General features: G+C 64.8%; 22 protein-coding genes, 3 tRNA genes and 1 pseudogene. 13 read left to right on the plus strand and 13 right to left on the minus strand.

Annotated elements, in window-relative coordinates; translation table 11 throughout:
- Positions 1 to 7: 7 nt before the first annotated feature.
- The gene (locus tag QXK92_RS14540) at positions 8 to 967 is read right to left on the minus strand and encodes a YafY family protein (RefSeq protein ID WP_306242279.1); all 960 of its coding nucleotides are present in this window, start codon (positions 965 to 967) and stop codon (positions 8 to 10) included.
- A gap of 63 nt (positions 968 to 1,030) precedes the next feature.
- Between QXK92_RS14540 and QXK92_RS14545 the strand changes: the two genes are divergently transcribed.
- The 10 genes from QXK92_RS14545 (at position 1,031) to QXK92_RS14590 (ending at position 10,525) form a co-directional block, all read left to right on the plus strand.
- Positions 1,031 to 1,552 carry a DinB family protein gene (locus QXK92_RS14545; RefSeq protein ID WP_306242280.1) on the plus strand — a complete coding sequence of 174 codons (522 nt, stop codon included), beginning with the start codon at positions 1,031 to 1,033 and terminating at the stop codon, positions 1,550 to 1,552.
- 2 nt (positions 1,553 to 1,554) lie between these two features.
- Positions 1,555 to 2,148 (plus strand): DinB family protein, encoded by a 594-nt coding sequence (locus tag QXK92_RS14550; protein WP_306242281.1) that lies wholly within the window; start codon positions 1,555 to 1,557, stop codon positions 2,146 to 2,148.
- 95 nt (positions 2,149 to 2,243) lie between these two features.
- Positions 2,244 to 3,599: an AarF/ABC1/UbiB kinase family protein gene (locus tag QXK92_RS14555; protein ID WP_306242282.1), complete on the plus strand. Its 1,356-nt coding sequence runs from the start codon at positions 2,244 to 2,246 to the stop codon at positions 3,597 to 3,599.
- 4 nt (positions 3,600 to 3,603) lie between these two features.
- The gene (locus QXK92_RS14560; RefSeq protein ID WP_306242284.1) at positions 3,604 to 4,509 is read left to right on the plus strand and encodes an alpha/beta fold hydrolase; all 906 of its coding nucleotides are present in this window, start codon (positions 3,604 to 3,606) and stop codon (positions 4,507 to 4,509) included.
- 87 nt (positions 4,510 to 4,596) lie between these two features.
- Complete coding sequence (locus tag QXK92_RS14565) at positions 4,597 to 5,457, plus strand: cyclopropane mycolic acid synthase family methyltransferase (protein ID WP_306242286.1); 861 nt, start codon at positions 4,597 to 4,599, stop codon at positions 5,455 to 5,457.
- Positions 5,458 to 5,598: 141 nt separating this feature from the next.
- Positions 5,599 to 6,462 (plus strand): cyclopropane mycolic acid synthase MmaA2, encoded by an 864-nt coding sequence (gene mmaA2 / locus QXK92_RS14570; RefSeq protein WP_306242288.1) that lies wholly within the window; start codon positions 5,599 to 5,601, stop codon positions 6,460 to 6,462.
- A gap of 149 nt (positions 6,463 to 6,611) precedes the next feature.
- Positions 6,612 to 7,493 (plus strand): cyclopropane mycolic acid synthase family methyltransferase, encoded by an 882-nt coding sequence (locus QXK92_RS14575; protein ID WP_306242289.1) that lies wholly within the window; start codon positions 6,612 to 6,614, stop codon positions 7,491 to 7,493.
- A gap of 132 nt (positions 7,494 to 7,625) precedes the next feature.
- On the plus strand, positions 7,626 to 8,522 hold the full coding sequence (gene mmaA4, locus QXK92_RS14580) for a hydroxymycolate synthase MmaA4 (protein WP_306242291.1): 897 nt from the start codon (positions 7,626 to 7,628) through the stop codon (positions 8,520 to 8,522).
- 100 nt (positions 8,523 to 8,622) lie between these two features.
- Positions 8,623 to 9,315, plus strand: coding sequence for a YciI family protein (locus QXK92_RS14585; protein ID WP_306242292.1), 693 nt, complete (start codon positions 8,623 to 8,625; stop codon positions 9,313 to 9,315).
- A 7-nt stretch (positions 9,316 to 9,322) separates the two neighbouring features.
- Positions 9,323 to 10,525: an RNA polymerase sigma factor gene (locus QXK92_RS14590; protein ID WP_306242294.1), complete on the plus strand. Its 1,203-nt coding sequence runs from the start codon at positions 9,323 to 9,325 to the stop codon at positions 10,523 to 10,525.
- A gap of 117 nt (positions 10,526 to 10,642) precedes the next feature.
- Here QXK92_RS14590 and rplA read toward each other — a convergent pair whose 3' ends face one another.
- From rplA to QXK92_RS14650, 12 genes are all read right to left on the minus strand, one after another.
- Positions 10,643 to 11,356, minus strand: coding sequence for a 50S ribosomal protein L1 (gene rplA, locus QXK92_RS14595; protein WP_306242295.1), 714 nt, complete (start codon positions 11,354 to 11,356; stop codon positions 10,643 to 10,645).
- 131 nt (positions 11,357 to 11,487) lie between these two features.
- Entirely contained in the window at positions 11,488 to 11,919 is a 432-nt protein-coding gene (gene rplK / locus QXK92_RS14600; protein WP_306242297.1) for a 50S ribosomal protein L11, read from the minus strand.
- Positions 11,920 to 11,987: 68 nt separating this feature from the next.
- Positions 11,988 to 12,707: a transcription termination/antitermination protein NusG gene (gene nusG, locus QXK92_RS14605; RefSeq protein WP_306242299.1), complete on the minus strand. Its 720-nt coding sequence runs from the start codon at positions 12,705 to 12,707 to the stop codon at positions 11,988 to 11,990.
- Between the two features lie 31 nt (positions 12,708 to 12,738).
- The gene (gene secE / locus QXK92_RS14610; protein WP_306242301.1) at positions 12,739 to 13,200 is read right to left on the minus strand and encodes a preprotein translocase subunit SecE; all 462 of its coding nucleotides are present in this window, start codon (positions 13,198 to 13,200) and stop codon (positions 12,739 to 12,741) included.
- Positions 13,201 to 13,321: 121 nt separating this feature from the next.
- Positions 13,322 to 13,394 (minus strand) — tRNA-Trp (locus QXK92_RS14615).
- Positions 13,395 to 13,517: 123 nt separating this feature from the next.
- Complete coding sequence (gene hadC / locus QXK92_RS14620) at positions 13,518 to 14,018, minus strand: (3R)-hydroxyacyl-ACP dehydratase subunit HadC (protein WP_306242303.1); 501 nt, start codon at positions 14,016 to 14,018, stop codon at positions 13,518 to 13,520.
- A 3-nt stretch (positions 14,019 to 14,021) separates the two neighbouring features.
- Positions 14,022 to 14,450, minus strand: coding sequence for a (3R)-hydroxyacyl-ACP dehydratase subunit HadB (gene hadB / locus QXK92_RS14625; protein ID WP_306242305.1), 429 nt, complete (start codon positions 14,448 to 14,450; stop codon positions 14,022 to 14,024).
- The gene (gene hadA, locus QXK92_RS14630; protein WP_306242307.1) at positions 14,437 to 14,916 is read right to left on the minus strand and encodes a (3R)-hydroxyacyl-ACP dehydratase subunit HadA; all 480 of its coding nucleotides are present in this window, start codon (positions 14,914 to 14,916) and stop codon (positions 14,437 to 14,439) included. Before hadA ends, hadB begins: the two co-directional genes overlap by 14 nt.
- Before the next feature lie 48 nt (positions 14,917 to 14,964).
- Positions 14,965 to 15,132, minus strand: a complete 168-nt coding sequence (rpmG, locus tag QXK92_RS14635; protein ID WP_036352522.1) for a 50S ribosomal protein L33 — start codon at positions 15,130 to 15,132, stop codon at positions 14,965 to 14,967.
- Between the two features lie 97 nt (positions 15,133 to 15,229).
- A tRNA-Met gene (locus QXK92_RS14640) sits at positions 15,230 to 15,306 on the minus strand.
- 32 nt (positions 15,307 to 15,338) lie between these two features.
- Positions 15,339 to 15,411 (minus strand) — tRNA-Thr (locus tag QXK92_RS14645).
- A 100-nt stretch (positions 15,412 to 15,511) separates the two neighbouring features.
- Positions 15,512 to 15,727 (minus strand): type II toxin-antitoxin system VapB family antitoxin, encoded by a 216-nt coding sequence (locus QXK92_RS14650; RefSeq protein WP_306242309.1) that lies wholly within the window; start codon positions 15,725 to 15,727, stop codon positions 15,512 to 15,514.
- An 85-nt stretch (positions 15,728 to 15,812) separates the two neighbouring features.
- On the opposite strand from QXK92_RS14650, the gene QXK92_RS14655 reads away from it, so the two are divergent.
- The 3 genes and pseudogenes from QXK92_RS14655 to QXK92_RS14665 form a co-directional block, all read left to right on the plus strand.
- On the plus strand, positions 15,813 to 16,529 hold the full coding sequence (locus QXK92_RS14655) for an MBL fold metallo-hydrolase (RefSeq protein WP_306242311.1): 717 nt from the start codon (positions 15,813 to 15,815) through the stop codon (positions 16,527 to 16,529).
- A gap of 125 nt (positions 16,530 to 16,654) precedes the next feature.
- Positions 16,655 to 17,524 (plus strand): hypothetical protein, encoded by an 870-nt coding sequence (locus tag QXK92_RS14660; protein WP_306242312.1) that lies wholly within the window; start codon positions 16,655 to 16,657, stop codon positions 17,522 to 17,524.
- Between the two features lie 52 nt (positions 17,525 to 17,576).
- Positions 17,577 to 18,269, plus strand: a pseudogene (locus QXK92_RS14665) (crotonase/enoyl-CoA hydratase family protein); the annotation flags it as partial.
- Positions 18,270 to 18,371: the final 102 nt, after the last annotated feature.

Genomic DNA, 18,371 nt, shown 5'->3' on the forward strand with positions numbered 1-18,371 from the left:
CCGCACCTTACGGTGCGCCGCCCGCGCGACGAAGACGTTTGCCCACCGCACGCGCCGCCGTCCGCACCTCGTCGGGCTCCAGCACCTCGAAATCGGTGCCCACCATCGCGAAGTACACCACCATCCGCTGCGGGTCGTCACCTCCCGCCGTCACCACGCAGGCCTCGTCCCCGTCGGGCTCGACGGTCATCGACTGCGGCGAGAAGTGGCGCGCGACGACGGAGGCCGGGACCGGGTACCGCACCCGGGCAACGTAGCGATAGGGCGCGGCGCTGATCGCGTGCCGGAGGAATTCGCGCGCGTCCGGCGCCTGCCGCGGGGTGAAGGTGCTGCCCGCCGCCTGCGTCGCGCCCATCCGGTCCAGCCGCAGGGTGCGCCAGTCGCTGCGGTCGCGGTCGTAGGCCAGCAGATACCAGCGCCGGCCGGTGGTCACCAGTTGATAGGGCTCCAAGCGACGCTTGCTGGGGGCACCGTCGCGCGCGGTGTATTCGGCCGTGACGTGCTCATGATCGCGGCATGCGCGGGCCAGCGTCATCAAGGTGTCCGGATCCACCGGGCTGTCCACCGAATCCGGCGTCAGGGTGACGGTGGCCTCGTGCACCGCGGCCACCTGGGAGCGCAGGCGCGCCGGCAGCACCTGGTCCAGCTTGCTGAGCGCTCGCAGCGCGGAATCCCCCACCCCGGCCACGCTGCCGCCCGCGGCCAGCCGCAGACACACCGCCACCGCCACCGCCTCGTCGGGATCGAGCAGCAGCGGCGGCAACGCCGCGCCGGCACCGAGCCGGTAGCCACCCCCGGCGCCTTTGCTCGCTTCCACCGGATAACCCAGCTCACGCAGCCGTTCGACGTCGCGCCGCACACTGCGGCCGGTCACCGATAACTGCCGGGCCAGTTCCTGCCCGGTCCACACCCGGCGCGACTGCAGCAGCCCCAGCAGCTGCAGCACACGACTCGTGGTCGCCGTCATGCCGCCAAGTCTGCCCCATGTTTAGGACCAAAACTGTCCGCTATTGCTGAAATGCTCGCAGGCATGGCAGACCTGATCACCCAGTTGGCCGACCAACTCGACTGGCACTGGAACACGCAAATGCGCCCGCGCCTGGACGGCCTGACCGACGACGAATACTTCTGGCGACCGGTGCCGGACTGCTGGACCGTCCATCCGAACGGTTCGGTGGACTTCAGTTACCCCAGCCCCAGCCCGGTGCCGTTCACCACCATCGCCTGGCGGCTGGCCCACGTGATCGTCGGAGTTTTCGCCATGCGCAACCACCACCACTTCGGTGGCCCGCCCGCCGACTACCAGAATTGGCAGTACGCCACCGACGCCGCGAGCGCCCTGCGGCAACTCGACGAGGAGTACGCGGCGTGGATCCGCGGGGTGCGCTCGCTGTCGGCCACCGACCTGGACCGGCCGTGCGGTCCGGCTGAGGGACCCTACGCCGAGCACACACTGAGCGAGCTGATCCTGCACATCAACCGGGAAGCCATCCACCACGGCGCCGAAATTGCTTGTCTGCGCGACCTTTACCTCCACACCCGAAAGGACTGATCATGCCCGCCCTCGCCCCCCCGGTCACCGACGAACGCAACGCCCTGCGCGAGTTCCTCGCCTACCACCAGAGCGCGTACTTCGCGGCGTCCTACGGCCTGACCGACGAGCAGGCCCGGTCGACACCGTCGGCCGGCTCGCTGTCGATCGGCGGCCTGATCAAACATGTCACCGGTATGCAGAAGATGTGGATGGCCAGGGTGGCCGCTGCCCCGGATGTTCCGCCGGCCGACTCACGCTCGTTCGAGGAACGCTCTGCGCAGTACGCCAACGAGTTCGTGATGCTGCCCGGCGAAACTCTGGCGGGGCTGCTCGAGGCGTTCGCCGCGCAGAACGCCGAAACCCTGCGGCTGGCCGACACCGCCGACCTCGATGCCGCGGTGCCGGTGCCGCGTGACGCTCCGTGGTTCCCCAAGGATGTCGCCGCCTGGTCGGTTCGCTGGGTGCTGCTGCACGTGATCAACGAATTGGCCCGTCACGCCGGGCACGCGGACATCGTCCGGGAAAGCATCGACGGCGCCACCATGTACGAGCTGATCGCCGCCTCGGAGAACTGGGAGCCGCAGGCCTGGCTGACGCCCTGGCAACCCGAATAGGGGCCTGCACATCCTCCGTTGGCCGGGCTTTTGCGACAGGTGAGGCGGCTCACGCAAATTTTCAATCGGCTCCCCCGATTTGGCACACTGCAGAAATGAGTTCCACTAAACACCGCGATGTGGCCAAGCTTGACCGGGTGCCGCTACCGGTCGAAGCGGCCCGGGTAGCTGTCACCGGTTGGCAGGTCACCCGCACCGCAGCTCGTGTGCTCACCAAGCTGCCGGGCAAGGGGCCGTGGCAACAGAAGGTCATCAAAGAAGTCCCGCAGACGTTCGCCGACCTGGGCCCGACGTATGTGAAATTCGGGCAGATCATCGCGTCGAGTCCGGGCGCGTTCGGCGAATCGCTGTCCCGCGAATTCCGCGGCCTGCTGGACCGGGTGCCGCCCGCCGACACCGACGAGGTGCACAAGCTCCTCATCGAGGAACTCGGCGACGAGCCGGCCAATCTGTTCGCCTCGTTCGAAGAGACACCCTTCGCGTCGGCGTCGATCGCGCAGGTGCACTACGCGACCCTGAAGACCGGCGAGGACGTCGTCGTCAAGATCCAGCGGCCGGGTATCCGGCGCCGGGTGGCCGCCGACCTGCAGATCCTGCAGCGCTTCGCTCAGGCCGTGGAGCTGGCCAAGCTGGGCCGCCGGCTGTCTGCACAGGACGTGGTCGCCGACTTCTCCGACAACCTCGCCGAGGAGCTGGACTTCCGGCTGGAAGCGCAGTCGATGGACGCCTGGGTCTCGCATCTGCACGCGTCTCCGCTCGGTAAGAACATCCGGGTGCCGCAGGTGCACTGGAATTTCACCAGCGAGCGGGTGCTGACGATGGAGCGGGTGCAGGGCATCCGCATCGACAACGTCGCGGCCATCCGCAAGGCCGGCTTCGACGGCACCGAGCTTGTCAAGGCGCTGCTCTTCAGCGTGTTCGAAGGCGGGCTGCGGCACGGGCTGTTCCATGGAGACCTGCATGCGGGCAATCTCTACGTCGACGACGAGGGCCGCATCGTGTTCTTCGACTTCGGGATCATGGGCCGCATCGATCCGCGCACCCGCTGGTTGCTGCGCGAGCTGGTGTACGCCCTGCTGGTCAAGAAGGACCACGCCGCCGCGGGCAAGATCGTGGTGCTGATGGGCGCCGTCGGCACGATGAAGCCGGAGGCCGAAGCCGCCAAGGACCTCGAGAAATTCGCCACCCCGCTGACCATGCAGTCCCTGGGCGACATGTCCTATGCCGACATCGGCCGTCAGCTGTCGACGCTTGCCGATGCCTACGACGTCAAGCTGCCCCGCGAGCTGGTGCTGATCGGCAAGCAGTTCCTTTATGTCGAGCGGTATATGAAGCTATTGGCGCCCAAGTGGCAGATGATGTCAGACCCGCAGCTCACCGGTTACTTCGCCAACTTCATGGTCGAGGTCAGCCGGGAGCATCAAGCCAACCCGCAAGCCAACGAGGTGTAGTGACGTGGATGTTCGCAGTGGCACCGCGGTATCGGGTGATCTGAAGCTGTACTACGAGGACATGGGTGACCCCGACCATCCACCCGTGCTGCTCATCATGGGCCTGGGCGCTCAGATGCTGCTCTGGCGAACCGAGTTCTGCGAACAACTCGTCAGCCGGGGCCTGCGGGTCATCCGCTACGACAACCGCGATGTCGGGCTGTCCACCAAAACCGAGCGGCATCCCGATCCGCAACCGCTGCCGACGCGGATGGCCCGCTCGTTCCTCGGGTTGCCCAGCCGGTCGGCCTACCGGCTGGAAGACATGGCCGACGACGCCGCAGCCCTTCTCGACCACCTCGACATCGACGCGGCACACATCGTCGGGGCGTCGATGGGCGGCATGATCGCGCAGGTCTTCGCCGCCCAGCACGCGCACCGGACCCAGACGCTGGGGGTGATCTTCTCCAGCAATAACCACCGGTTCCTGCCGCCGCCGGCGCCGCGCGCGCTGCTGTCGCTCATCAAGGGTCCCCCGCCGAACTCGCCGCGCGAGGCGATCATCGACAACTCCGTGCGGGTCAGCAAGATCATCGGCAGCCCGCAGTACCCGACACCCGAGGAACAGATGCGCGCCGAGGCCGCCGAAGCCTACGACCGCAACTATCACCCGTGGGGTATTTCCCAGCAGTTCAGCGCCATTATGGGCAGCGGTAGCCTGCTCCACTACGACCGGCGCATCAGCGCCCCGACTGTCGTGATCCACGGCACGGCGGATAAACTTATGCGCCCCTTCGGCGGCCGCGCGGTCGCGAAGGCGATCAACGGTGCCCGATTGGTGTTGGTCGACGGTATGGGTCATGATCTGCCCAAGCAGTTGTGGGGTCGCGTCATCAACGAGCTGACTAGCAACTTCGATGCCGCCGGTTGAACCCACAGCCGACGGCTCCGTGAGGCCCCTCAAGGGGTGTCACGCAAAAACTAGAGATGCAACGGTGTGCGCTGGAGGTGGTCCGATATGGCCGAACTAAGACCGTATTACGAAGAGTCGCAAGCGACGTACGACATTTCGGATGACTTCTTCGCGCTGTTCCTGGACCCCAACATGGTCTACACATGCGCCTACTTCGAGCGCGACGACATGACGCTCGAAGAGGCGCAGCTCGCCAAGCTGGATCTGGCCCTGAACAAGCTGAACCTGGAACCGGGCATGACGTTGCTTGACGTCGGCTGCGGCTGGGGCGGCGCGGTGGTGCGCGCTGTGGAGAAGTACGACGTCAACGTCATCGGCATCACGCTCAGCCGCAATCACTACCTGCGCAGCAAGGCCAGGCTGGCGGCGATTCCCACCACACGGCGCGCCGAGGCGCGGCTGCAAGGCTGGGAAGAGTTCAACGAGAAGGTTGACCGGATCGTCAGCTTCGAAGCCTTCGACGCCTTCAAGAAGGAGCGCTGGCCGGCATTCTTCGACCGTTCGTACGAGATTCTGCCCGGTGACGGCTCGATGCTGCTGCACAGCATCTTTACCCACGAGCAGACCTACTGGCGCGACCACGGCATCACCGTGACCATGAGCGATCTGCGCTTCTTCCGCTTCCTGGCCACCGAGATCTTCCCGGGCGGCGGCATGTGCGGCGAGGTCGACATCATCGACAATGCGAAGAACAGCGGATTCTCGGTCGGCGAAATTCAATATCTGCAGCCGCATTACGCGCGCACGCTCGACATGTGGGCGGCCAATCTGGAAGCCAATCGCGAGCAGGCGATCGCTATCCAGTCGGAAGAGGTATACGACCGTTTCATGCGGTATCTCACCGGCTGCGCGAATCTGTTCCGAAAGGGTCTGTCCAATGTCGCGCAATACACGTTGACGAAATAATAAAAGCACCGCTGAACAGCGCAGACGCTGTCGCGGTTTAGTAATGAGGCGCCGCGTCGGATAACATACTTGCGGCATGCACTGGGGGATGCTACGACGCATGCGATCGTGGGCCTCGGCTGGTCCGGAAAGGCAATACCAATGGCTGTGAAGCTGAAGCCGCACTTTGACGATGTGCAGGCACACTACGACTTGTCCGACGACTTCTTCAGGCTGTTTCTGGACCCGACCCAGACATACAGCTGCGCTTATTTCGAGCGCGACGATATGACGCTGGAAGAGGCGCAGATCGCCAAGATCGACCTGGCGCTGGGCAAGCTGGGCCTGCAGCCCGGTATGACGCTGCTGGATGTCGGCTGCGGGTGGGGCGCGACGATGCGACGCGCGATCGAGAAGTACGACGTCAACGTCATCGGGCTGACCCTGTCCAAGAACCAGGCCGCGCACGTACAGCGGACGTTCGACGAGATGAACACCCAGCGCACCAGGCGGGTGCTGCTCGAAGGTTGGGAGCAGTTCGACGAGCCCGTCGACCGCATCGTCTCGATCGGTGCTTTCGAGCACTTCGGCCACGAGCGCTACGACGATTTCTTCGCGCTGGCGCACAAGGTTCTGCCGGCCGACGGCGTGATGCTGTTGCACACCATCACCGCCCTGACCGGTACTCAGATGGCCGAACGCGGCATGCCGCTGACCTTCGAGGGCGCCCGCTTCGCCAAGTTCATCATGACCGAGATCTTCCCGGGCGGACGGTTGCCGTCGATCGAAAAAGTCGAGGAGCACTCCGCCAAGGGCGGCTTCACGCTGACACGCCGCCAGTCGCTGCAACCGCACTACGCCCGGACGCTCGACCTGTGGGCCGCGGCCCTGGAGTCGCGGCGCGACGAGGCTATCGCGATCCAGTCCGAAGAGGTTTACGACCGCTACATGAAGTACCTGACCGGTTGCGCCGATTCGTTCCGGACCGGCTACATCGACGTCAACCAATTCACCCTGGAAAAGTAGTGCGAAGGCGATCAGAGTGACACATGACAGGTCGCCTTCCAATAAATCCCGGCATTGGTGAGTTCAAATGCGAGGGACGGGTCCCAGCGCGTGTAGGGTCCGGAGATGATCACCTCGCGGGGGGTGGGCCTGTCCCATCGGGAGGACATATGTCTAACAACTTAACTCGAGCCAGGAGCCGGCGAGAGAACAACGACGACGTCCAGGCGCACTACGACATTTCCAACGAGTTCTTCGAGCTGTTCACGGATTCGACCCGGACCTACAGCTGCGCCTACTTCGAGCGCGACGACATGACTCTGGAGGAAGCCCAGATCGCCAAGCTGGACCTGGCGCTGGGCAAGCTGGGGCTCGAGCCAGGGATGACCCTGCTCGACGTCGGCTGCGGCTGGGGTTCGACGATGAAGCGCGCCCTCGAGAAGTACGACGTGAACGTCATCGGCGTGACCTTGTCCAAGAACCAGCACGCATACTGCGAGCGGCTGCTCGGCCAGGTCGACACGAACCGTTCGTACCGGGTTCTGCTGAGCGACTGGGCCGAGTTCAACGAGCCGGTGGACCGGATCATCACCATCGAGGCGTTGGAGCACTTCGGTTTCCAGCGCTATGACGACTTCTTCAAGTTCGTCTTCGACGCCCTGCCTGAAGACGGCAGAATGCTGCTGCACTCGATCACCGGTCTGACCGGGGGGCAGATCGTCGAGCGCGGCATGCCGGTGACGTTCGAGATGGCCCGGTTCATCAAGTTCATCGTGACCGAGATCTTCCCGGGCGGACGGCTGCCCTCGATCGAGAAGGTGCACGACCACGCGACGAAGGCCGGTTTCACCGTCGCCCACGTCGAGTCGCTGCAGCTGCACTTCGCCAGGACCCTCGACCTGTGGGCCGAAGCCCTTTCAGCGCACAAGGACGAGGCCATCGAAATCCAGTCAGAAGAGATCTATGAGCGTTACATGAAGTACCTGACCGGTTGCGCCGAGTCCTTCCGGATCGGCTACATCGACTGCCACCACTTCACCTTGCAGAAGTAGACCTCCGCGGGCCCGGCGTGCAACCCTGAGCCGGTCAGCCGGTACCACCGGATCGGGTAGTGTTGCACGTCAAAGGTCTAGGCCCGCGCGCACGACCAGCCAGTGCCACATATTCAGGAGAACACCACAGCAATGGCCGATAAATCGACCGGTGCCATGACGAAGCCGACGCAGTTCGAAGACATTCAGGCGCACTACGACGTCTCCGACGACTTCTTCGCCCTGTTCCAGGATCCGACCCGGACCTACAGCTGCGCCTACTTCGAACCGTGGGACATTTCGCTCGAGGAAGCCCAGATCGCGAAGGTCGACCTCAATCTGGACCAGCTGGATCTCAAGCCGGGCATGACGCTGCTGGACATCGGCTGCGGCTGGGGCACCACCATGAAGCGCGCGGTCGAGAAGTACGACGTCAACGTCATCGGCCTGACCCTGTCCAAGAATCAGCACGCCCGCTCCCAGCAGGTGCTGGACGCGATCGACACCGATCGCTCCCGGCGGGTGCTCCTGCACGGCTGGGAGGACTTCAACGAGCCGGTTGACCGGATCGTCTCCATCGAGGCGTTCGAGCACTTCGGGCACGAGAACTACGACGACTTCTTCAAGCGCTGTTTCGACATCATGCCCGACGACGGCCGGATGACCGTCCAGAGCAGCGTGAGCTACCACCCGTACGAAATGGCGGCCCGGGGCAAGCGGATCACCTTCGAGACGGTGCGCTTCATCAAGTTCATCGTGACCGAGATCTTCCCCGGCGGCCGGCTGCCGTCCACCGAGATGATGGTGGAGCACGGCGAGAAGGCCGGCTTCGTGGTCCCCGAACCGATCTCGCTGCGCCCGCACTACATCAAGACGCTGCACATCTGGGGCGACACCCTGGAGTCCAACAAGGAGAAGGCCGTCGAGGTGACCTCGCTCGAGGTCTACGAGCGGTACATGAAGTATCTGCGCGGCTGCGAGCACTACTTCGACGACGAGATGCTCGACGTGAGCCTGGTGACCTACCTCAAGCCGGGGGCGGCCGCCTAGCGCTACCGCGCACCGGGTCGGTCGGATCCGGGCTGCGCCGTTCGTCGAACCGGTAGAGACTGGAGCACAGGGCTTCGCTCGCTACGGGTGGAGACGACGAATGCAGTATTTCGCTCTGTTGATCAGTCACGAGCGCGATTTGACGCCCACGGAACGCGCGGCCGAGATGGACGCCTACCAACGCTTCCATCACAGCGCGGCGGCCGCCATCACGGCCGGTGACGCTCTGCTTCCCGGTGCCGCCGGCGCGCGGGTGGACGGCGGCACGGACACCATCACCGACGGCCCGTTCGCCGAAGGCGCCGAGGTGGCATGCGGCTACTACCTGTTCGAAGCGGAGAATCTCGATGAGGCCCTCTCCTTCGCCCGCAACATTCCGGTGGCCACGCACGGCGCGGTGGAGGTGTGGCCGACCGTCCACTCGATCGAACCGACCCGCAAGCTCGAGGGCACTGACTGGCTTGCGCTGCTTGTGGAGCCGCCCGGCTCTGCCCACACTCCGGGCACGCCGGAATGGAATGCCGTGGCGGCCCGCCATGTCGAGTTCGCGGCAGCCGCGGGCGATCACATCGTCGGGGGCGCCGCCTTGCACGACCGCTCGACGGCGACAACCGTGCGGGTTCGCGACGGCGAGGTTCTCGTCACCGACGGCCCCTATGCGGAAGGCGCCGAGGTCGCCAACGGCTTTTATGTCCTCACCGCGGCAGATCGCGACGAGGCCGCCAAGCTGGCGTCGATGATTCCGGCATCCGCGGTGCAGCTACGGCAACTGGCCGGCATCTCCGGGCTGTAGCCACCGGATGACGACCCTGGACGGCGTCTTTCGGCGGGAATGGGGACCCGCCGTCGCAACCATCGCACGATGGTCGGGCGACCTCACGATTGCCGAGGATGCCGTCCAGGAGGCGTGCGCCGAGGCGCTGCGCAGCTGGCCCCGCAACGGCATGCCGGATCGTCCGGGCGGGTGGCTGATCACGGTCGCGCGCAATCGCGCCCGTGATCGGCTGCGCCGCGAATCCATCCGTCCAGAGAAGGAATTGGCGGCATTCGTGGAAGATTCCGGCTCTCCCGATCCGCACCAGGTGCGTGACGACGAACTGCGGATGATGTTCACTTGCGCGCACCCCGCGCTGGACCGCCGGTCACAGCTGGCACTCACACTGCGGCTGGTATCCGGATTGACGGTCACCGAGATCGCCCGTGCCCTGTTGCAAACCGAGGCCGCCATCGGCCAACGAATCACCAGGGCCAAGTACAAGATCCGGCACGCGAACATCCCGCTGCGGGTCCCGCCCGCCGAGCTGCTGCCCGAGCGCACGCCGCACGTGCTCAGCTGCATCTATTCGGTGTTCACCGAGGGGTACTGGTCCACGGGGGGACCGTCGGCGATCCGCGACGAGCTGTGCGACGAGGGGGTGCGGCTGGCCGGTGAGCTGTGCACGCTGATGCCCCATCCGGAGGCGCACGCGCTGGCCGCCCTGGTGCTGCTGCACGATTCGCGACGGGCGACCCGGCTGGACGGCGACGGAGCCCTGGTGCCGCTGGACGAGCAGGACCGGCGCCGGTGGGACCGCGACCGGATCAACCGCGGCCTGAACCGGTTGCGGCAGGCGCAGGGATCGACCGGTCCGTATCTGCCGCAAGCGGTGATCGCCGCGATACACGCGACAGCACCGTCCTGGGAGCAGACCGACTGGGCCGCGATATGCGCGGCGTACGACCGGTTACTGCAATTGACCGACTCGCCGGTGGTGCTGGCCAACCGCGCCCTGGCGGTCGGTTTCCGCGACGGACCGGACGCAGGCCTGACCGCCCTCGACAAAGTGGCGCACGACCCGCGGCTGACGCGGTCGAATCTCGTCCCGTCGGTGCGCGCGGACCTGTTGCGACGGGCCGGACGCGCCGACGAAGCCGTCATCTGGTATCGAAAAGCGTTGGAGGTCAACGCTTCTGAGCCGGGCCGCGCATTCCTGCGGCGGCGCATCAGCGAATGCGGCGGCTAGGTGGCCAAGTGGCCGGCTTGGGGCTCGCCTCGCGCCGACAGTGAATCTGACGACACGACACGCCGGTGGCGCGTCGCAGAGTTCACAGTCGACGTTCGCGGGGCTTACTGGCGCCGCTTACTCCGCCTCGGCGGCGAAGTTGCGGGTGATCGACGGGTCGACCGGGATACCCGGACCGGTCGTCGTGGAGACCGTCACCTTCTTCAGGTAGCGCCCCTTGGACGACGACGGCTTGTGCCGCAGCACCTCATCCAGCGCGGCGCCGTAGTTCTCCGCGAGCTTCTTCTCGTCGAACGATGCCTTGCCGATCACGAAGTGCAGGTTGGCCTGCTTGTCGACACGGAAGTTGATCTTGCCGCCCTTGATGTCGGCGACGGCCTTCGCGACGTCGGGGGTGACGGTGCCGGTCTTGGGGTTCGGCATCAGGCCACGCGGACCTAGCACCCGGGCGATCCGGCCGACCTTGGCCATCTGGTCGGGAGTGGCGATCGCGGCGTCGAAGTCCAGGAATCCACCCTGGATCTTCTCGATCAGGTCGTCACTGCCGACGACGTCGGCTCCCGCGGCCACGGCGGCGTCGGCCTTCTCGCCGACGGCGAAGACGGCCACGCGGGCGGTCTTACCGGTGCCGTGCGGCAGGTTGACCGTGCCGCGGACCATCTGGTCGGCCTTACGCGGGTCGACGCCGAGCCGGATAGCGACCTCGACGGTCGCGTCCTGCTTGGTGGACGAGGTCTCCTTGGCGAGCCGGGCGGCCTGCAACGGGGTGTAGAGGTTGTTGCGGTCCACCTTCTCGGCGGCGGCGCGGTATGCCTTACTCGTCTTGCTCATTTCGTATCCAATCTGGTGTTGGGTTCGTGGTGATGCGGGCCGCAGCTGGCCCTCCCACGCGTTCTCGGTCTGTGTTGTCGGACTCCTCCTCGGGCCGGAAGCGACCCGCATCGTGGTCCGACGGGGTGGAACTACTCGACCGTGATGCCCATCGACCGGGCAGTGCCGGCGATGATCTTGGCGGCCGCGTCGATGTCGTTGGCGTTGAGGTCCGTCTTCTTGGTCTCGGCGATCTCGCGCACCTGGTCCCAGGTCACCTTGGCGACCTTGGTCTTGTGCGGCTCCGCCGAGCCCTTGCCGACGCCGGCAGCCTTGAGCAGCAGCTTGGCGGCCGGGGGGGTCTTCAACGCGAAGGTGAAACTGCGGTCCTCGTAGACCGTGATCTCCACCGGGATGACCTGCCCGCGCTGGCTCTCGGTCGCGGCGTTGTACGCCTTGCAGAACTCCATGATGTTGACGCCGTGCTGGCCGAGCGCGGGGCCGACCGGCGGCGCAGGGTTGGCCTGACCCGCGGTGATCTGCAGCTTGATCAGCCCGGTGACTTTCTTCTTCTTCGGGGCCATGAGTTTGTCCTACATTCCTTCCTAGTCTTGCAAAGTGCTGGGGTGCAAAGTTCTGCGATGCCCTGGGGCTAGATCTTCGAGACCTGGCTGAAGGTCAGCTCCACCGGAGTTTCGCGGCCGAAGATCGAGACCAGCACCTTGAGCTTCTGCTGTTCGGCGTTGACCTCGTTGATGGTGGCCGGCAGCGTCGCGAACGGTCCGTCCATCACCGTCACCGATTCGCCGACCTCGTAGTCGACCTCGAGAACGGGACGCTCCAGGCCGCCGGTCTCTGCCGCCGCAGCGGTGCTGGCCGCACCCTTGGTCGCCTTCTTCGCCGCGCCCGGCGGCAGCAGGAACTTCACCACGTCATCGAGCGAGAGCGACGACGGGCGTGACGTCGCGCCGACGAATCCGGTGACTCCCGGGGTATTGCGCACCGCGGCCCACGAGTCGTCGGTCAAGTCCATGCGGACCAGGATGTAGCCGGGCAGCACCTTGCGATTGACCTGCTTGCGCTGGCCGTTCTTGATCTCGGTGACCTCTTCGGTGGGGACCTCCACCTGGAAGATGTAGTCGCCGACGTCGAGGTTCTGCACCCGGGTCTCGAGGTTGGCTTTCACCTTGTTCTCGTAACCCGCGTAAGAGTGGATGACGTACCAGTCACCCGGCTTGCTGCGCAGCTCAGCCTTGAGCGCAGCGGCGGGGTCGACATCTTCAGCGGGGGCCGCCGCCGCGTCCTGCGGGGCGTCCGCTTCCTGCACATCGACCGCCTCACCCGCGGACGGTTCACCGTCGAACGTCGTCACGGTTCTCAGTCCTCTCTATCGCTCTCAAGTCTCAGCCGAACACCAACAGCACGAGCTTGCTCAGACCCAGGTCGGCGCCTCCTACCAGCGCCACCATGAACGCCAGGAAGACCAACACCACCGACGTGTAGGTCAGCATCTGCTTGCGGTTGGGCCAGATCACCTTCCGCATCTCGGCTACAACCTGCTTGAGGTAGTTGTAGACGAACACGAACGGATTGATCGAGCTGGATGAACCGGCTTTCTTCGGCTTCTTCGCCTTGTCCTTCTGCGTCGACTTAGCCTTCGAAGTCTTGGCGGACTTCGACGCGTCCTTCTTCGCCGAACCCTTCTCGGCGGCCTCCACGTCGGTCGACTCTTCGCCGTCCTCGGCCTCCACCGCGCGCACCCGGGACCGCTTTCCCGTGGGCCGCTGTGGCCGCGCCGCCGCCTTGGTCACCACGGCACCGCCGTCGCCTGCGGCGTCGTCGGCAACGTCGCCTTCGTCGCTCACCGCGTGCTCCTTCGTTCGCTAGCTATGTCGCGGGCCGTACCGCTCGAAGTGGCCACCCATCCCAGTGTCCACCATGGCACGCGAGTCAGATGGTCCGCCTCCTCATGCGGCTGACCCTCAGCAGGGGCGACAGGACTTGAACCTGCAACCTGCGGTTTTGGAGACCGCTGCTCTGCCAGTTGAGCTACGCCCCTATTTTCCGGGGCTTACATGACTCGCGCGCCCCCCGTTCGGCAATCGCGAACCGACGGACAGCGCGCTGGTAATGGGAAAACCCCGAGGTCCGAGTGTACATGGACGCGCGAGCCAGATACTAATTACCCGGTTCTGACGACCTGCCCGGATTCTTTGTCCCATTTGAGCTGGATGGAGTTGTCCCCCTCGTGGCCCATCAGGGTCGTGTAGGCCTCCAGGACCAACACGCCGTCCTGGTTGTGACAGAAGTTCTTCGTCATGACGATGTCGGCGCCGAAGCGCTCGTTCACCGACTCGATGCGCAGGCTGCCATAGAGCTTGTCGCCGACGTATATCGGCTCGTGGTACACGAACTTCTGGTCGACCTGCACGATCTGCATGGTCTCGAAGCCGACGTCCACATTGCGGAAGAAATCGTCTTGGATCAGTTTCGCCAGGATCGTCACGAAGGTGAGTGGGGCGACGATGCGGTCGTAGCCGAGTTCGGCGGCCCCGGCCTCGTCGTGGAAAGCCTTATCGTCGGCCTTGATCGACCGGGAAAACTGGCGAACCTGCTCGCGGCCCACCTCGAAGTAATCGGGGTACTGCCAGCTCATACCGCGGATATCTGTTTTGAGGGCCATCCGCTAGGCCAGCTTCGCCGAGGCGACGGCCCGGCCGAAGATCTTCTTGCCGCCGGTGGTCGCCGTCAGCGCAATGGTCACGGACTTCGTCTCCGGGTCCACGGACTTCACCCGACCGCTGAACACCAACTCGGCACCTTTGCCGTCATTGGGCACCGGGACCACCGCGGTGAACCGCACGTTGTACTCGGTGACGGCACCCGGGTCGCCCACCCACGACGTGACGTAGCCGCCGCCGATGCCCATCGTCAGCATGCCGTGGGCGATTGCGGTGTCCAGGCCGACCATCTTGGCGATCTCGTCGTCCCAGTGGATCGGGTTCAGGTCACCCGAGACTCCCGCGTAGTTGACCAGGTCCTGGCGGGTCAAGGGGTAGACCCGCTCCGGCAGCTGATCACCCACCTTGACCGAACTGAACTCACGCAGAGGCATCCGCAAATCCTACTTCCCCGTCGTCACCGGCACGGCCCGCCAGTGTCGTGTATGTCTCTTGGACAATCTCACCGGCATCGTTGGTGATGATGTTCTTGGTCACGATGATCTGGGTGCCGTGCGCTTCCCGCACCGCATCCACGTGGACGTCACAGTAGAGCTTGTCGCCCGCCACGATCGGCTTGAGGAACTTCAGCACCTGGTCGACCTGGACGATCTGCTGGTCGGTGACAGCGATGTTGGCGTCTCTGAAGAATGCCGACTGGGCCTTGTAACCGAATACCGAAATGAAGCACAGCGGGGCCGCCAGGCCGTCGTAACCCAGTTCCGCTGCCGCGTCCTCACCGTAGAAAGCCGGCTCGTCATTCTGGACGGCAGTGGCGTACTCGCGGATCTTTTCCCGTTCCACTACGTAATGGTCGGGGTAGCGATAATGCATCCCGAGGATCTTTTCGGACAGGGCCACAGTTCTCGAACCTACCTAGTCGACGCTCTGTAATTGGGGTGCGCGCATTCAGCGCGTTTCGCGGTGCCCCTGGTGCTTGCCGCAGTTCGGGCAGAACTTTTTCAGCTCAAGGCGGTCCGGGTCGTTGCGGCGGTTCTTCTTGGTGATGTAGTTGCGGTGCTTGCACACCTCGCACGCCAAGGTGATCTTCGGCCGCACGTCGGTACTGGAAGCCATGACGGTTCTCTCTCAAATCTCTCGAAGTCTCAGTATTCGGTTGTCGTACTTGTGGTGTCTCGTCGTACTTGTGGTGTCTCGTCGTACTTGTGGTGTCTGGTAGCGATGGCCGGACTCGAACCGGCGACCTAACGATTATGAGTCGTTCGCTCTAACCAACTGAGCTACACCGCCTCTGGGGCCGCGCACCTGCTCGGCGTCCGCCGAGCCCCCTAACGGAATCGAACCGTTGACCTTTTCCTTACCATGGAAACGCTCTACCGACTGAGCTAAGGGGGCCGTGCACCCGCAACGAGCAGACCTGCCGCGGGCCAAAAAGAGGGTACAGCCTGGCGCACAACGTCTCCAAACCACGTGCGCCTGACCCAGGTCCACCGGGTCAGCCCGTATCGCCCTCACGGTGCAGCGACCAGGCGCTGAGGTCACTGAACTCGTCGAAGTCGTCGTCATGGGATTCGGGGTCGGCGTTATCTGCCTCGTCGAGCATTGCCCGCATTGCCAGATTGACGGCCTCCCGCGCATCGGCCACGTGGTAACGACGAATGATCTCGTCCACCAGGTCGAGGTCAAGCAGGATTTCGACCCTCTTCAACATGGACCGATATTACGACTCCGGCGCAGGTAGGGACAGGTAAGAAGGCCAAGTTGGGCGTTTTTCGGCCTACCCATAGTCTGGTGGCGTGTCGAATTCGGACCGGTTGTATTTCCGGCAGCTGCTTTCTGGCCGCGACTTCGCGGCCAACGACGTGATTGCGGCGCAGATGCGCAATTTCGCCTACCTGATCGGCGACCGGGAAACCGGCGACTGCGTGGTCGTCGATCCCGCCTATGCGGCCGGGGATCTGGTCGACGCGCTCGAGTCCGACGACATGCACCTGTCCGGGGTGCTCGTCACGCATCACCACCCCGACCACGTCGGCGGCTCGATGATGGGATTCGAGCTCAAGGGGCTCGCCGAACTGATGGAACGGGTGAGCGTGCCGGTGCACGTCAACACTCACGAGGCGCTGTGGGTGTCCCGGATCACCGGGATCCCGATGAGCGACCTGACCAGCCATGAGCACCGGGACAAAATCAGTGTCGGCGACATCGAGATCGAACTTCTGCACACGCCCGGTCACACGCCGGGCAGTCAGTGCTTCCTGCTCGACGGACGGCTGGTCGCGGGCGACACCCTGTTCCTGGACGGATGCGGGCGCACCGATTTCCCGGGCGGCGATTCCGACGAGATGTACCGCAGCCTTCAGCAACTCGCGGCACTGCCCGGCGACCCGACGGTGTTCCCCGGTCACTGGTATTCGGCCGACCCGAGCGCCGCACTGTCGGAAGTCAGACGCTCGAATTATGTGTACCGGCCGGCCAATCTCGACCAGTGGCGAATGATGATGGGCGGCTGACGCCCGGCGAACACGGCCGGTCGTCATGTGCTCGCCCGATGACCCATTCAGCAATACACAGGAAGCCCCTTTACGATCAGTGCAGCTAAGTTCCAGGTCCGAGGATTAAGCGGAGGGTGGAATCCATGGGGTGGGTCCGGGGAAGCTGGCCGCAGGGCCGGCCCGAAAGCTGGCCTGAAAGCTGGAGAGGCATCGACACCATCGAGTCCAGCACCTGGTTGGCATGGGCAGCGTGGGCAGCGATCGCCCTCGGCGTCGTCGCCCTGATCTTCACCCATCGCCAGCTGCAGCGAAATCGGGCGCTGGCAGCGGAGAAGACGCGTCCTCACGTCGCGATGCTGATGGAGCCCCACGTCGCGGACTGGCATGTCATCGAGCTGGTGGTGCGCAACTTCGGTCGCACCGCCGCCTACGACATCCGTTTCAATTTCCCCAACCCGCCGACCGTCGCCGAATACGAGAATGCCTCCGACGGCTACGCGGACGTGGTCGAACTGCAACTGCCCCGCGAATTGCCGACGCTGGCTCCCGGTCAGGAATGGCGAATGGTCTGGGACTCCGCACTCGACCGCGCCGAAATAGGGCACGGCGTCGAATCGCGTTTCGAGGGCACCGTCACCTATTACGACCGCCCCGAGCAGCCGCGCGGATGGAAATTCTGGCAACGCGCCCGACGGCCGCTGGAGACCAAGGTGGTGCTGGACTGGGATGCCCTGCCACCCGTCCAGCGCATCGAGCTGATGACGACGCACGACTTGGCGAAACGGGAGAAGCAGAAGCTCGAACTGCTGCGCAACCTCCTGACCTACTTCCACTACGCCAGCAAGGAGACCCGCCCGGAGGTGTTCCGCAGCGAGATCGACCGCATCAACCGCGCTGTGCAGGAAACTCAGGACAGGTGGCGCACCCGGCAGCTCGACGAGCCCACCGACGTGAGCCTGCGCTGGGGTGACGCCGAGAACGAGCTGGGAAAGCATCGCAGCCAGCGGGTGTAAGCCGGGGAGTCGCAATCTGGTTCAATCGACTCGCCGAGCGAAGGAGTAACCCATGAGCGGTCCGGTCGTCTACACCCACGACGAAACCATCGGGGTCATCCGGATGGACGACGGCAAGGTCAACGCACTGGGGCCGACCATGCAGCAGGCTCTCAACGACGCGCTGGACCAGGCCGACGCCGATAACGTCGGGGCGCTGGTGATCACCGGGAACCAGCGGGTGTTCAGCGGCGGCTTCGATCTGAAGATTCTGACCTCGGGCGAGGTACAGCCCGCCATCGACATGCTGCGCGGCGGATTCGAGCTGTCCTACCGGCTGCTGTCCTACCCCAAGCCGGTGGTGATCGCCTGCACCGGGCCCGCGATCGCGATGGGCTCATTCCTGCTGTGCTCGGGTGATCACCGAATCGCGGCCCATGCGTACAACATTCAGGCCAACGAGGTTGCGATCGGGATGGTGATTCCGTGGGCGGCTCTGGAGGTCCTGAAACTCCGGCTGACCCAGTCGGCCTATCAACAGGCCACCGGCCTGGCCAAGACCTTCTTCGGCGAGACGGCTCTCGCCGCCGGCTTCATCGACGAGATGGCGCTGCCCGACCGGGTGGTCGCCCGCGCCGAGGAGGCAGCTCACGAGTTCGCCGGGTTGAACCAGTCGGCCCACGCCGCCACCAAGTTGCGGGCTCGTGCCGATGCACTCAAGGCGATTCGCGCCGGGATCGACAACATCGAGAAGGAGTTCGGCCTGCAGGGAGCTGTCGCCTCAGGTTCTGATCAATTGATGAGCCAGGTGGTGCGGCCGCCCGAACAACCGCTGCAACACCGGCGCCTCCTCCGTGTTCAAGTCTGA

It is taken from the genome of Mycobacterium sp. TY815, assembly GCF_030755135.1.
Classification (GTDB): domain Bacteria; phylum Actinomycetota; class Actinomycetes; order Mycobacteriales; family Mycobacteriaceae; genus Mycobacterium.

Bases quoted from the DNA above. Each gene is read 5' to 3' on its own strand.
- mmaA2 (WP_306242288.1), top strand. From the start codon at position 5,599: ATGGCTGTGAAGCTGAAGCCGCACTTTGACGATGTGCAGGCACACTAC.
- QXK92_RS14660 (WP_306242312.1), top strand. From the start codon at position 16,655: ATGGGGTGGGTCCGGGGAAGCTGGCCGCAGGGCCGGCCCGAAAGCTGG.
- QXK92_RS14545 (WP_306242280.1), top strand. From the start codon at position 1,031: ATGGCAGACCTGATCACCCAGTTGGCCGACCAACTCGACTGGCACTGG.
- hadB (WP_306242305.1), bottom strand. From the start codon at position 14,450: ATGCCTCTGCGTGAGTTCAGTTCGGTCAAGGTGGGTGATCAGCTGCCG.
- mmaA4 (WP_306242291.1), top strand. From the start codon at position 7,626: ATGGCCGATAAATCGACCGGTGCCATGACGAAGCCGACGCAGTTCGAA.
- QXK92_RS14585 (WP_306242292.1), top strand. From the start codon at position 8,623: ATGCAGTATTTCGCTCTGTTGATCAGTCACGAGCGCGATTTGACGCCC.
- rplK (WP_306242297.1), bottom strand. From the start codon at position 11,919: ATGGCCCCGAAGAAGAAGAAAGTCACCGGGCTGATCAAGCTGCAGATC.
- rpmG (WP_036352522.1), bottom strand. From the start codon at position 15,132: ATGGCTTCCAGTACCGACGTGCGGCCGAAGATCACCTTGGCGTGCGAG.
- QXK92_RS14575 (WP_306242289.1), top strand. From the start codon at position 6,612: ATGTCTAACAACTTAACTCGAGCCAGGAGCCGGCGAGAGAACAACGAC.
- QXK92_RS14650 (WP_306242309.1), bottom strand. From the start codon at position 15,727: ATGTTGAAGAGGGTCGAAATCCTGCTTGACCTCGACCTGGTGGACGAG.
- QXK92_RS14550 (WP_306242281.1), top strand. From the start codon at position 1,555: ATGCCCGCCCTCGCCCCCCCGGTCACCGACGAACGCAACGCCCTGCGC.
- QXK92_RS14565 (WP_306242286.1), top strand. From the start codon at position 4,597: ATGGCCGAACTAAGACCGTATTACGAAGAGTCGCAAGCGACGTACGAC.
- QXK92_RS14555 (WP_306242282.1), top strand. From the start codon at position 2,244: ATGAGTTCCACTAAACACCGCGATGTGGCCAAGCTTGACCGGGTGCCG.
- QXK92_RS14540 (WP_306242279.1), bottom strand. From the start codon at position 967: ATGACGGCGACCACGAGTCGTGTGCTGCAGCTGCTGGGGCTGCTGCAG.
- QXK92_RS14590 (WP_306242294.1), top strand. From the start codon at position 9,323: ATGACGACCCTGGACGGCGTCTTTCGGCGGGAATGGGGACCCGCCGTC.
- rplA (WP_306242295.1), bottom strand. From the start codon at position 11,356: ATGAGCAAGACGAGTAAGGCATACCGCGCCGCCGCCGAGAAGGTGGAC.
- hadC (WP_306242303.1), bottom strand. From the start codon at position 14,018: ATGGCCCTCAAAACAGATATCCGCGGTATGAGCTGGCAGTACCCCGAT.